The 14,040-nt window shown below is 38.5% G+C and carries 7 protein-coding genes; 4 read left to right on the top strand and 3 right to left on the bottom strand.

Features of this window, described 5'->3' with window-relative positions:
* The 4 genes from ACRD69_RS07115 to ACRD69_RS07100 all read left to right on the top strand — a co-directional run bounded on the left by ACRD69_RS07115 (position 1) and on the right by ACRD69_RS07100 (position 9,956).
* Positions 1–2,775 (top strand): TonB-dependent receptor, encoded by a 2,775-nt coding sequence (locus tag ACRD69_RS07115; RefSeq protein ID WP_430814385.1) that lies wholly within the window; start codon positions 1–3, stop codon positions 2,773–2,775.
* Positions 2,776–3,300: 525 nt separating this feature from the next.
* Positions 3,301–5,541, top strand: coding sequence for a TonB-dependent receptor domain-containing protein (locus tag ACRD69_RS07110; RefSeq protein ID WP_430814384.1), 2,241 nt, complete (start codon positions 3,301–3,303; stop codon positions 5,539–5,541).
* Positions 5,542–5,606: 65 nt separating this feature from the next.
* Positions 5,607–7,961 carry a penicillin-binding protein 1C gene (pbpC, locus tag ACRD69_RS07105; RefSeq protein WP_430814383.1) on the top strand — a complete coding sequence of 785 codons (2,355 nt, stop codon included), beginning with the start codon at positions 5,607–5,609 and terminating at the stop codon, positions 7,959–7,961.
* Between the two features lie 273 nt (positions 7,962–8,234).
* Positions 8,235–9,956 carry a S41 family peptidase gene (locus ACRD69_RS07100; protein ID WP_430814382.1) on the top strand — a complete coding sequence of 574 codons (1,722 nt, stop codon included), beginning with the start codon at positions 8,235–8,237 and terminating at the stop codon, positions 9,954–9,956.
* A 72-nt stretch (positions 9,957–10,028) separates the two neighbouring features.
* On the opposite strand, the gene ACRD69_RS07095 is transcribed toward ACRD69_RS07100, so the two are convergent.
* The 3 genes from ACRD69_RS07095 to ACRD69_RS07085 all read right to left on the bottom strand — a co-directional run bounded on the left by ACRD69_RS07095 (position 10,029) and on the right by ACRD69_RS07085 (position 13,841).
* Positions 10,029–10,367 carry a hypothetical protein gene (locus tag ACRD69_RS07095; protein WP_430814381.1) on the bottom strand — a complete coding sequence of 113 codons (339 nt, stop codon included), beginning with the start codon at positions 10,365–10,367 and terminating at the stop codon, positions 10,029–10,031.
* A 133-nt stretch (positions 10,368–10,500) separates the two neighbouring features.
* Entirely contained in the window at positions 10,501–11,109 is a 609-nt protein-coding gene (locus tag ACRD69_RS07090; protein WP_430814380.1) for a hypothetical protein, read from the bottom strand.
* Positions 11,110–11,306: 197 nt separating this feature from the next.
* Positions 11,307–13,841 (bottom strand): hypothetical protein, encoded by a 2,535-nt coding sequence (locus ACRD69_RS07085; RefSeq protein WP_430814379.1) that lies wholly within the window; start codon positions 13,839–13,841, stop codon positions 11,307–11,309.
* Between the last annotated feature and the right edge of the window lie 199 nt (positions 13,842–14,040).

Here is a 14,040-nt window from a genome sequence, read left to right as displayed (position 1 = left end):
ATGAAACGCCTTATTTTTTTATTACTGCTCCTACCAGTATTCAATGCAGCAGGTCAAAACATCACTTTACAAAAAGATTCACTTGACTTCGATGAAATAATCACCCAACTGGAAACTAAATCAGATTACACGTTTTTCTATGCAGAGAGCTGGATTAAGGATATAAAGTTAAATCCTAACTTCACCGGGCAACCTATCAATAAAGTGATTCAATGGCTGGCTAATGAGTGCGGACTGGAATATACCATTATTGATAATACCAATGTAATTTTCACAAGTGACTATAAAGTCAAAAAAGACTATGCACAAACCTTTTCGAATTACATAAGAGACAAAAAGTCCATAACATTGGACTCTATCATTTATGAAGCCCCTCAAAAAGAAGACTTAACAGAGGAAAAAATAAACAAGGAATACCTGGTATTTACAATCGGCAGCCAGGCAAAGAACCTCTATTCAAACAATGCTATCTTGAGTGGAAAGATTACAGATATTGAAAGTGGTGAGCCTCTCGTTGGCACTGTTGTATATATTGATGATTTGAAAAACGGCACAGTGACCAACCTGTATGGACATTATTCATTTTCCCTTCCCAAGGGTCAATACAAAGTGGAATATCGTTCAGTAGGAATGAAAACCACCTATCGTAACATAGTCATTCACTCCGATGGTTCTCTGAATGTTGAAATGAAGAGTAAACCGACCTCCCTGAAAGAGGTAACCATTACCGCAAAGACAGAAGATCCTGTTCGCAACTTACGCATGGGAATGGATAAGATTACTATGAAAACATTAAAACAATTACCCCTTGGCATGGGTGAAGCTGATGTTATCAAAACAACTCTTCTTCTTCCCGGGGTTCAAAGTGTTGGTGAAGCATCTAACGGTTTCAATGTAAGGGGTGGTAGTACAGACCAGAATTTAATTCTGCTGAACGATGCACCTATTATCAATACTTCTCATTTCTTTGGCTTTTTCTCAGGTTTTAATGCTGATATCATTAAAGACATTACCCTATACAAAAGTGGTATCCCGGCTAAATATGGCGGACGCGTTTCCTCAGTAATGGACATGACCGTTAAAGAAGGAAACAGAAAGGAAACCAAGATAAATGGTGGTATAAGCCCGGTTTCAGGTCGACTTACACTGGAGTCCCCAATAAAAAAAGATAAAAGCTCATTTATTCTGGCCGGCCGTACAACCTACTCCGACTGGGTACTAAAATTACTCGATGATCCAAAACTAAAAAACAGCTCAGCGAACTTTCATGATTTACAAGGCAGCTTTTCATGGGATATTGATGATAAAAATAGTATCTACCTGACAGGTTATTATAGTCACGACGACTTTGATTATTACACAGAAGATGCGTTTGAGTATAATACTTTAGCTTCTACTCTAAAATGGAAACACATATTCAGTCCTAAATTATTTTCTACATTTTCAGGAGTTGTCAGCAATTACGACTATACAACTGAATCAAGAACAGATTCAAGTCTTTTGCATGAAATTGACTACCAGCTTAACCAATACAGTTTTAAATCGGACTTTTCATATTTATCAAGCAAAAACCACAAAATTGATTTTGGATTACAAGCAACATGGTATGACTTAATGCCTGGTAAACAACGCCCAACATCTACAGAGTCACTTATTGCCTATAAGGAACTTGAGAAAGAACAAGCGCTGGAGGCCGCCGTTTATATCAGTGATGAATTTGAGCTTACTCACTTCATGTCTATTTCTGCAGGCCTAAGGTATTCGATGTACAGTAATTTTGGACCCAAAACGCAATATAATTACGCCAGTGGTTTACCGCGCACTATTGAAAACATAACCGACACAACAGAACATGGAAGTGGCAGCATCTCCTTTTATTCTGGTCCTGAATTACGCTTTTCATCAAATATTCGTTTAAGCGGCAACAGCTCAATAAAACTAGGATATAATCGAATGTATCAGTACATTCAGATGATATCGAACACTGCAGCAATGGCTCCTACCGATATATGGAAGTTAAGTGATAAATACCTGAAACCACAGCGAGGTGACCAGTACTCCATTGGATTTTATAAAAACCTAAGAAACAACAGCATTGAAGCTTCTGTTGAAACCTATTATAAAAGCCTACATAACATTATTGATTACAAAGGCGGTGCACAGCTGGTGATGAATGAGCATTTGGAAACAGATGTTCTTAATGGAAGCGGAAAAGCCTATGGTATTGAACTCATGGTTCAGAAAAAAAGAGGTAAACTAACCGGTTGGATGAACTATACATATTCCCGAATTAAACACAAAATAGAGAGTGACTTTGATGAAGAACAGGTAAATAATGGCGATTATTTTCCTGCTAACTACGATAAGCCACATGACTTCAAATTCGTTGCCAATTATAAATTCAACAGGCGTCTAAATATTTCTTCTAACTTTTTCTACAGCACAGGTCGACCATTCACCGCCCCTGTTGCCTACTATAATTTTGGAGGAGCCGACAAGGTCTATTATTCAAACCGCAACTCAATGCGCATGCCTGACTACATTCGCCTTGATGTTGCAGCAACATTGAATGGTAACCTGGTTGCTAAAAAGCTCAATCACAGTTCATGGACATTTGCTGTATACAACGTTCTGGGTCGACAAAATGCTTATAACGTTTTCTTCAGGTCAGAAGGCGACAAGATTCAGGGATACAAAATGTCCATATTTGGTCAGCCTATTTTTACAGTTACCTATAACTTTAAATTCTTAGGAAACGCCAAGGACGACTTTTAAAGAAACGATACTAAAAACATAACGGGTGTGCCTTTGTTATAAAATCAAAGCACACCCTTTTTTTTTGAAAAAACACCTTACCATATTACTACTACTTGCGAGCTTAACCGCGTCGATAGGTGATTCATTTATTTTGTTGGTTTTTAAGCTCAACCAGCAATACATAGCTACGAATTTATGTGTGCAAAAGGAAGTTGATAACAACAATTGTCAGGGTTGTTGTCAACTAAAAAAACAGATGGAACAACAAAATGAGCAGGACAAAGCCAATCCTAATCAATCTAAACGTAAAATATTAATCGACCTGTTTACTGTCGCAACACAAACCAGCAGGATCATATGCAGTTCTAAAACAATTAGTTATTACACGGTTAATACCTTTCAACTTCAAACATTTATTGCGGAAATTTTTCACCCTCCTCAATCTTGATTTCCTCATATTATTCAAATTAAAAGTGCACTATCTGTTAGTTATACTAACAGATTAAGTTGTGCCATTTGTATTAATCATTACACACATCGAAAATGAATAAATTCATATTTTTTGTGGCGTTAATGTTGTGTTTGAGTTTCACCAAATCAAGCGGTCAATCGATCCAATTGCTTGATAAAAACCTGCAAACTCCCATCGTTAACGCTAACTACCAGTATGGCAAGCAACAAGGAATCAGCGACCAGGAGGGAATAATAACATTGATATATGACGCCAATTCAGTCTTAATAATATCACATGTCAATTATGGTATAATTCATCTTAGTTCCACTGACGTCGAATCCCTTATAAAAAAGAAAGAATTCCAATGGCAAAATCATGAGTACGAACTACACCCGGTAAGTATAATAGCTCTGCACCAAGCCAATACGGATTCATTATCCATCCTTTTTAACAATCAGAACCGCATGTCACACGATGCGTCGGCCTTATTGGGTCAAATGCCTGAAATTGCACTCATCCGTAAGAGTGGTAATTATGGCTTTGATCCTGTGTTACGTGGTTTTAAATATGACCGGCTGAATATTGTGTTGGACGGTGTGCAAAGTGCCAATGCAGCATGCCCGAATCGCATGGATCCTCCCAGTAGCCAGATGCCGGTTAATATGCTATCGCAAATCTCCATCTTAAAGGGCCCGTATTCATTGCGTTATGGCAATGCCTTTGGAGGCACCATCAACTTTAAAACAGACCAGCCAGACTTTGAGTCGGAGAAAAGCATCAAGGGACGTCTCTCTGGCAGCTATGAAAGCAACGGCGTTATTTATCGTAGCGAAGGCTTGTTTGGTTTTAATGGTCAATCGCATGATATAAAAGTGTATGGTTCACACTCAAGCGGTGATAATTACAAAGATGGTGATGGAAACACAGTACTTTCATCATTCTCGAGAAATAATATTGGTACCTCAATGGCATTCAGGGCAGGCACGAACCAGGTCCTTCGTCTCAATGCAAGCCATAACTACGCTTCAGATGTTGATTTTCCGGCACTGCCGATGGATCTCCGCAAAGATGATACATGGCTGGGTAGTTTGCATCATTCCATCCGTTTTAAGAAGAAACTTAAAGAATGGAACACTAGCATTTATTTGACTTATGTTGATCACCTCATGGATAATTTCAATAAGAAGCTGGACCCACGAATGGTCAATGCCGAAACAGCCGCCAAAACCTATAATTATGGAGGACGAACAGAAGGTCATTGGCTATTTGACACGAATCAACTATACGCAGGTATAGATTTTCGCGCAGACAAAGCCGAAGGTGAGCGTAGCAGACATTTTTTGATGGGGCCTAATATGGGAAATACCGTTTACGACAATGTGTGGCAGGATGCATTTATCAACAAAGCTTCTGCTTTTGCTGAATTCACGCAATCATTGGATAAATGGAATTTAGTATACTCGGCGCGAATAGAATACAATAAAGCCGATGCCGATGATCCGGATGCTAATTTTTCATCATTTTACAATGAGCTATCCTCAACAACTATCAATCCGGCAATCAGCTTTGGCGCAACACATCGCCTGGGTTCAAAATTCAGTGCCGAACTATGGCTGGGCCATGCCCATCGAAGCGGCAGTTTAACAGAACGCTATATCAACTTTCTACCTGTTGGGGTTGACCCCTATGAGATGCTTGGAAATCCTGAGTTAGGTTCTGAACAAAATAATCAGGTTGATTTGAGTTTCAGCTATGGCGACCATTCATCAAAGATAAAGATAACAGGTTTTATAGCATTGATGAACAACTATATATCATCAGAAATAAGAGATGATATTTCTCCCAAAATGCCTGGCAGTCCGGGTGTTCGCCAATTTATAAACATCGATAATGCAAGGCTGGCGGGCTTTGAAGCTGTGTGGTTGCAAAAATTACCTGCCAGGCTACGGCATCGTTTCAGCATAGCATACACTTACGGTAAAAACGACGATACAGATGAAGCATTGCCTGAAATACCACCATTGGACCTAAGGTATTTACTAGGTGGTCATTATTTTAACAATAAGCTAAGCCCCGAAGTAAGCATACGACATGTACTTGAGCAAAATCGAATTGCCCGTAGTTTTGGAGAGACAAGAACACCTTCATTTACCGTTCTTGATCTGTCGTTGAATTATAGCGTTAACCAACATTTGGAGCTGAGCGCTTCGGTCAATAACCTGTTTGATGAAAGCTATTACGAGCATCTTACACGATCTGTTAAAGGAACTGATCAGGCTATTTATGCTCCCGGACAAAGCTTTCTATTTACTCTTGTAGCTAAGCTGTAACAGCACTATCACATTTAAACCTGTCGGGTTTGGCAAACCTGACAGGTTTTATAATTTTGAAGGTCATGAAAATGGCTTTTATCAAAAACAAAAGGAAATGGGTATGGATTGGTTTAGCACTGTTGGCACTAAGCTATTATTTTTGCCTGCCCTCCAAACTATTTGACACACCCTACTCCTACATCATCAACTCCGGCAATGGAGAATTGCTATCTGCACATATTGCCCGCGATGGTCAGTGGCGCTTCGAAGCAGGCGACTCCGTTCCATATAAATTTGAGCAATCCATCATTTATTTTGAGGATGAATATTTTCGTTATCACCCCGGGTTCAATCCCGTATCCTTATTGAGGGCAAGCTGGCAAAACCTGTCAGCGGGCAAGATTAAAAGCGGTGGCAGCACACTATCCATGCAGGTTATAAGACTGGCCTTTAAACGCGAGCGTACCATAAAAAGCAAATTAATTGAAACCATACAGGCAACCCGACTTGAACTAAGATCTTCGAAAAATGAGATTTTAAATTTGTATGCCGCCCACGCTCCTTTTGGTGGCAATGTTGTTGGAATAGAGGCTGCTGCATGGCGATATTTTGGACGATCGGTGCATCAACTATCATGGAGTGAATCTGCCTTACTGGCCGTATTGCCAAATGCTCCATCGATGATCCACCCTGGCAAAAACCGCGATGCATTGCAGCGCAAACGGAATTTTCTACTCAAAAAACTACTTGTCAATAACATCATTGATTCGACAGAATACTACCTGTCTTGTGCTGAACCCCTTCCCGACAAACCGCTGCCTCTTCCCCAGGATGCCCCTCACCTGCTGAATACCCTGATAAAAAAACATAGCGCCAGTAGCTTCAAGTCCAACTTGAATAAAAACCTTCAACAGCAAGCCAGGCAGATTGTTAATAATTTTTATAGTATAAACAGACATAATGAAATACATAATATCGCGGCCATTATTATTGATAACAAGTCAGGACAGGTAATTGCCTATGTTGGTAATTCTTCATTTAACACACATGGTTACGGCCACGATGTGGATATTATCCAGGCTAAACGAAGTACAGGCAGCACCCTAAAACCTTTTCTTTACGCTGCTGCACTCGATGACGGTTTGATTTTACCCCATATGCTCCTGGCTGATATACCAACCTATTACAGCGATTTTTCACCACAAAATTATAATAAACGCTTTGATGGAGCAGTACCTGCTCATGCTGCATTGTCCCGATCACTAAATGTGCCATTTGTTCGACTCCAGCAAGATTATGGAACACAAAAGTTTCATGCTTTACTGCGAAAACTGGGAATTACTTCCATCAATAAGCCGGCTTCACACTATGGCCTGTCGTTAATATTGGGAGGCGCTGAAACGTCTTTATATGAACTATCATCTGTATATTCGTCCATGGCACGTTGCCTGTTGACTTATACTACCGAATCAGCTCAATACGATAAGTATGATTTTCATCCTGCTCATTTAATGCCAACTGACATAAAACCGCTTCCGGAACTTGATTATAACCCGAAGGTCGTTTCAGCAGCATCGGTTTACCACACATTTGAGGCTTTAACCAATGTACAAAGACCTGTGGAAGAAACCGGGTGGGAAAACTTTTCATCAGGGCGCAAAATAGCCTGGAAAACAGGCACCAGTTTTGGCTTCAGGGACGCCTGGGCCGTTGGTGTAACACCCGAATATACGGTTGGAGTATGGGTTGGTAATGCAAGCGGTGAAGGTCGTCCCGGCATCATTGGCGGAAGTGCGGCTGCTCCCATCCTGTTCGAATTATACCGTCAACTGCCTTCCACAAGCTGGTTTATGAAACCATATGACGACATGGAACAAACAGCCATTTGCAGGCAAAGCGGCTATAAGGCATCCCAGTTCTGCAATCAGATCGACACAGTTTATATTCCTAATATTGAACATGATGCACCCGTATGCCCTTATCATCAGTTGGTCCATTTAAGCGCCGATAAAAAATACAGGGTTAATGCCGACTGCTACCCAATTGACAAAATGCAACACCAGAGTTGGTTTGTATTGCCACCCGTAATGGCCTGGTATTACCAGTTTCGCGACCCGCTATACAAGCCATTGCCTGCATTTAAAAACGGTTGTTTCGAGCAACAAAAAGTCATTGAAATCATTTACCCGCAAGCCAACGCATTGCTCTATGTTCCCAAAGAAATAGACGGCAGCCTCGGACGAATTATTTGTAAAGCCACACACCAAAAAGCATCTTCTTACCTGTTCTGGCACATGGATAATGAGTATCTGGGTCAGACAATACATCACCATCAAATGGCCATTACCCCTGAAAAAGGCTGGCACACTCTACTTATCACCGATGAAGATGGTAATTCAGTAAGTTGCCGTTTTAAGTCCTTGGGAAAAGGAGAATAGGTCTGGATCCAGAGCTGTTCGATATATCATGTGAGGTATTTAAATGTTGGAGTATGTAATTGAATGTGCATTTCAATAGTAGTACAATTCAACAATTTTGAACTTTCTTCCCTCCTGATTGGTTAATAATAAGTTAAAGTCCCGCCCCTCATCAAGCTAACAACTTGATTCTTTTGTATGAAATATTAACTTTGTGAACCACGCTATGGTAAGGTCTTAGTTAAATGCAGAAAAAGACCGTTAAACTCAGGTAAAAAATAATAAAGACAGAATATGAATAAGTTTTTGAGAACACGTAAAGTAAGATGGATTACAGGTGTTTCGCTTGTAATGGTGATGATGTTAGGACTTTACAGTTTTAACGATGATAAACGCAACTTCGAAGTCGTTAAAAACCTCGATATTTTCTATACGCTCTTTCGCGAAGTAAACAGCTACTATGTTGATGAAACTGACCCTGAGAAACTGATCACCGAAGGGATTAACAACATGCTGGAATCGCTTGATCCTTATACCACTTATATTCCTGAGTCTGATATGGAGGATTTTCGTTTTATGACGACAGGCGAATATGCCGGTATCGGTTCATTGATTTCAAAGCGTGGAGAATATGTTGTAATTGCCGAGCCATACGAAGGTTTTCCGGCAGCATTGGCTGGATTAAAAGCAGGTGATAAAATTCTTGAAATCGACGGTAAGAATATGGTTGGCAAAAATACGCCGGATGTTAGCGATAATCTAAAAGGTCCTGCCAACACCGAATTAAAAATCAAGGTAGAGCGTCCAGGCACTGAAAAACCAATTAACATTGAGCTGGAACGCAAAAAGATTTCTATTAACCCTGTGCCCTATTACGGTATGGTAAACGACGAAACAGGTATCATCCAGTTAAATAACTTCACCCAGGATTGCTCGCGCGAAATTGAAAAAGCTTTTCTTGATTTGCGTGATAACCAGGGAGCTAAAAGCATTGTTTTGGATCTACGTGCCAACCCGGGAGGTTTGTTAGACGAGGCTGTAAAAATTGTTAACCTATTTGTTCCTAAGGGCTCGGAAGTGGTAAGCACTCGTGGAAAGGTAAAACAATGGGACAAAACATACAAAGCCATGCGTGAGCCAATTGATACGGTTATGCCCCTTGCCGTGATGATAAGTCGTGGTTCAGCCTCTGCTTCTGAAATTGTATCAGGTGCTATTCAAGACCTTGACCGTGGAGTGGTTATCGGACAGCGCTCATTTGGTAAGGGCCTGGTACAAACAACCCGTAACTTATCTTATAACGCCAAATTAAAAGTAACGACAGCCAAATACTATATTCCTTCTGGTCGATGCATTCAGGCCCTGGACTATACCCACCGCGATGAAGATGGTGCTGTTGGTTTGGTTGCCGACTCACTGATCAGTGAATACAAAACCTTAAACGGACGTTCTGTTTTTGATGGTGGCGGTATATCACCGGATATCAAAGTAACATCACCTAAGTATGCCAATGTAACATTTGCTTTGGTAGTACAAAGCATGATCTTTGACTTTGCAACAGAGTTTGTATTAAAAAACAAAACAATAGAAGCACCTGAATCATTTACTATTACTGAAGGTGTATACAATGATTTCGTTGAATTTGTCAAGTCGAAAGAAGACTTCAGATACGAATCATTATCTCAGGAGAAGTTCAAAGAATTAGTAAAAACAGCCAGGCGCGAAGGTTACTATGAAAAATCCAAAGACGACTTTACAGCCATGGAAGAGCTGTTGAAGTTGGACGTAGAAAAGGATATGCGCCAATTTGAGGACGAAATTAAGGAGTTAATGGTAATGGAGATAACCAAGCGTTACTACTACCAAAAAGGAGCCATTAAAGCCAGCTTACAGAAAGATATAGAATTGGAAGAAGCTAAAAAGCTGTTTAAAGACATGAACCAGTACAATGGTTTATTGGATGGCACAGTTGTCAGCCATGCTGGTGACAGACGTGCTACTTCAAAGAAAAGCTAACAAGCAGAAAGCTTATCAAAAAAAAGCGCTTACCAGGTGGTAAGCGCTTTTTTTTGCTTATATCCTATACTGCTAATCACCTTGCGAATTAATCAGTCCGCGTATTAGCTGAATGCCTCCAAAAACGATGGCACCCCAGAAAATATAGCCAATTTCAGCAGCTGTGGCTACAATTCCTCCAACACACCATATGGCTCCCCAGAGTATATCTTTATTGGCGCGCTTCTTCTTAGCATCAGAGATCTGGCTTTGTAAATTTTTCACAACAGTACCTGCAACATCTTCACTTAAGCCTTGCTCAACCAATGCAGCACGGGTTTCGCTAGCATTCTTTTTTTCGTTGACCATCAGGTTAGCGGCAAAATTGTAGATTTGATCTACAGCCTCTTGTTCGGTTAATTCTTTTTCCATTGGTAGATAAAATGAAGTTTATCTGGTATCATACTCGTTTTGAGCACATAGGTTGCATTTTGTTTCAAATAATCTGTCAATCACTTAAACAATCAACCCCTCCTTATAGCCACGCTCGCCCATATTCAATAATTTATGATACCCAGGTATAAACAATATCTTTTATCAACCAACTACAATCCTCTTTAACCAGGTATATGATAAACCCTCCAGCTCCCAGGCTGGCATAATGATGTGAAAACTCGAATACAGCCTGTGTTTTGTTTTTATTAAAACCTATCTGTGTTAAGCGCATATAACCATTGGAATCATGCGACTTGTAATATTCATTCCAGGAGTCATTAATATCCTGTCCGTTAAAAATATATTTCAACTCATCTGAAGTGATAAGTGCAAATTCCTGGTTGTGGTTCAGGAACTTGTTTTCAAACAAGAGGGACTCACTGTTTTGGTATGCTAAATCAGTCAGTAAGTAAGAATCAAAACCCGGATTATTTTTAAGCAGCATTTCATGAAAGGAATTATCTTTCTCAAGCCATAGATTTGTTTGTGAACTTTGGGCTATTACAATTTTATCAGATTCATACATCTCATCAAACACAGCTGAATAAATCAAATAATTATCGTCTGGTATTTCATCGGGCAAGTCCAGCTCAAACTGTGGTCGTTCAGCAGAACTATCACAGCTTATCATAGAAAAGCCAATTGCCGTTAGCATCAGTAAAAATTGTAGTGTTTTCATAGTCAGAGGTTTTACATTCTTACTTAAAGATGTAATATTTTTTGAATGGTTGCTTTTATCATTACATCTAATTGTTACAGCAAACTGCTATTTTAAATATAAGCAACTAAAAAATTCGCCCTGTAATGCACAACTATTATCATCTCTTTATAGCCTGTCATTCAAATGGGTCATAGTAGGAAAATGCCTTATAAGGGTTAATCACTCAACTGTGTCAGATCCGAATGACTTCCCATATTCAGCCTTATAAAACCAACCCCAGGTTTACCATTCTCACTTAATCCCTCAATATAAATACAGACTGGTGCCCGATCATCAGAAGTATAAAATGAAATTTTAGCTTTACCATCGTTGTTTGTAATGACCTCAGGATTCCAATATAGTGTTGCCCGATGATCTGGGATATCAACCTCTTCATTAGTATATTTTGGACTATAAAAATCACGCGCTTTATAATAGCCCTTAAGCTTTTGGAATATCGCACCTTTCAGGTAATCATTATCAGATGAAATAACACTTCCCTTTTTAGTATAGACTGCAAGTGCTCCTTTATATCCACGTACACCAAAAATAGCTGATTTAGAAGGATCAACGAACTCAACCTTATCAATAGTTGACATAGGTACAGTATTAATAAATTCTGAATCAACAGGCATACCATCTAATAAAATCAATCTTCTAGAACTTCTATATCTATCGTGTCTGCTTTCGTCTCCAATGGCAGCCTCACCCACCTCATCTACCTGTCTATCAATATCCTCATATGTGCCAAATCCAGACGAGAACCTTGAAAACGACGGCCATTTTACATCAATATAGTGCATAACATTCATGTACATAAAGTCTTCATCTTTTACAACAAAAACCCGATCCGCCTCACCATATAACCTAAAATGACCATCAACTGCTTCTACGTGTTTCTTAAATTCAGCTTTCACCTTAATTTCGTCAATCATCTTCGTATACTTTTCCGGAAAAAAGGCCTGATCCACCCTCTCCCTTTCTTCAGCCATACGATTAAAATGTTGATTACTAACACCATCAAACATTGTATAATAACAATGATTTGAAAAAACTTTTGGTGGATTGATTAAAGCTGAAACATTTACTATCTCAGTACTTTTTTTACCGTGATGATTCAACCCTTGAATAAACATTTGAGTTGAATCATAATAATTCAAATTACTAAATTTAAACAGTCCTAAACTATCAGTTGATGAGTGGCACAATTCAAATTGATTGTACTTCCTATTACTAAGAAATAGTGTTATATCTCCTCTTTTAATTCCTTTATTTGAAAAAAGCCTTTTTACTTTTCCTTGTATCTCTAATCCATATTTTTTTGCATGTGTAATGCTTTCAAGTGTATCTCTTAAGTTATTCCAGTTATAATTTCTCCATCCATGTGTCAGCATTAAAAGATCTAACTTTTCATTCGTTGCAATACCATTGTCTTTGAAGTAATATGATGGATTAAAAACCATTCCTTTAAGCTCAGAATCCAATAAACAATATGAGAGTATATTTTGAGGATATTCTTCTAATGACCTGACTTGATTGGCGTTAATAGCAGTAATAGAAAGGTTTGAAGCAACACTTTCATTATTAAGCATTGTTGAAATTTCAATATCTACCTTTTCCCTGTTTGCATAATCAAGCTTTTCCGGATGTAATTCAATATTTAGTAAAGATTCGTTTTTTATGAAAATTAACCTCTCTGCCAAAGGTTTCATTGTGTCATCTGTCAGAGTAAGTTCGTTAATTCCCATTAAGAATTGTTCCTTTGAAATCCGAAGATCAAACTCATCTTTATTCATTTCAATTGGCACAGCAAAGGTTACCAGACCTTTTGCGGTATTTACGAGGTATAGCTTTCTGTATTTGGAATTTGAACTAACTAACTTAACATGTATTTCCTTCTCTCTTCTTTTACCTACCGTAAACTTCACACCATCGATCGCTTGAGGTAATTCAATTTCCAGATCTTTGTAATTATCCAATACGGCATAATATTTTTCTCCTTTTTGTGGTATCAGCATTGTTTTACCCATACCGTCATGCACTGATTCAAATCGTATCAGTTTATTACGATTACTATTCCTTATCCAACCTTTTACTTCAATCGGCCTACCGTCCTGTGTTCGAGCAATAAAGCCCAGAGTATTCGCTTTATCATTGATCAGAAATCCCCCTTCTGGTAAAAACTGAAAGTCAATATTACCATTGGCAGATGCAGAGACATTATTTACAGCAACTTTAGAGCCTATAACAGTGTTATTGGCAACATCAATAATTAACAATTTCTTTTTAAAGAAGAATTCATTACCAAAATTTTGCTGATACTCTGTATAGGCACGTAATAAATAGTTTCCCTCCTTTAATTCGCTTTTGGATAAATCCATATCGCTTTTCCCGTAGCCATTATCTATTCTAACTACATTCCTATGGACAATACTATCTGATTCATCCAATAATTCAACATAAACACTTCTTATACCGGCACATTGGAAGTTAGTCTGCGACTCTGTTAAATAAACCTTAAACCAGACAGAGTCTTTGACAGAATAGATTTCACGATCGGTATGAACGTATATACAATCAGGTGAGTTTTCCGTCAGAATACGTGACGCTGAATCTTGTTTAATATTTAATGCCGGTTGAGATACAAGTACCTGGCAGTTTAAAAGAAGAAAACAAGTTAATAAACAATAACATTTAAATAGTTTAATCATAGTATTAGGCATAAGTTAAAGCAATACAATAACAAATTCTATACCAAACATATAAACTATCGTCTATATCATAAATACACGAATATATATATTATCATCTGATTACCTAATTATTACAAAACCTATTTAATTCATAAAATAACTGTATGTATTACAAATAAATCCTTCACAGCAGATGTCTTCTACTTACTAATATATT

It is taken from the genome of Carboxylicivirga agarovorans, from assembly GCF_050589845.1.
Classification (GTDB): Bacteria; Bacteroidota; Bacteroidia; order Bacteroidales; family Marinilabiliaceae; genus Carboxylicivirga; species Carboxylicivirga agarovorans.
Note: the sequence above shows the minus strand (reverse complement) of the source record. Positions and strands in the feature narration are given on the sequence as shown.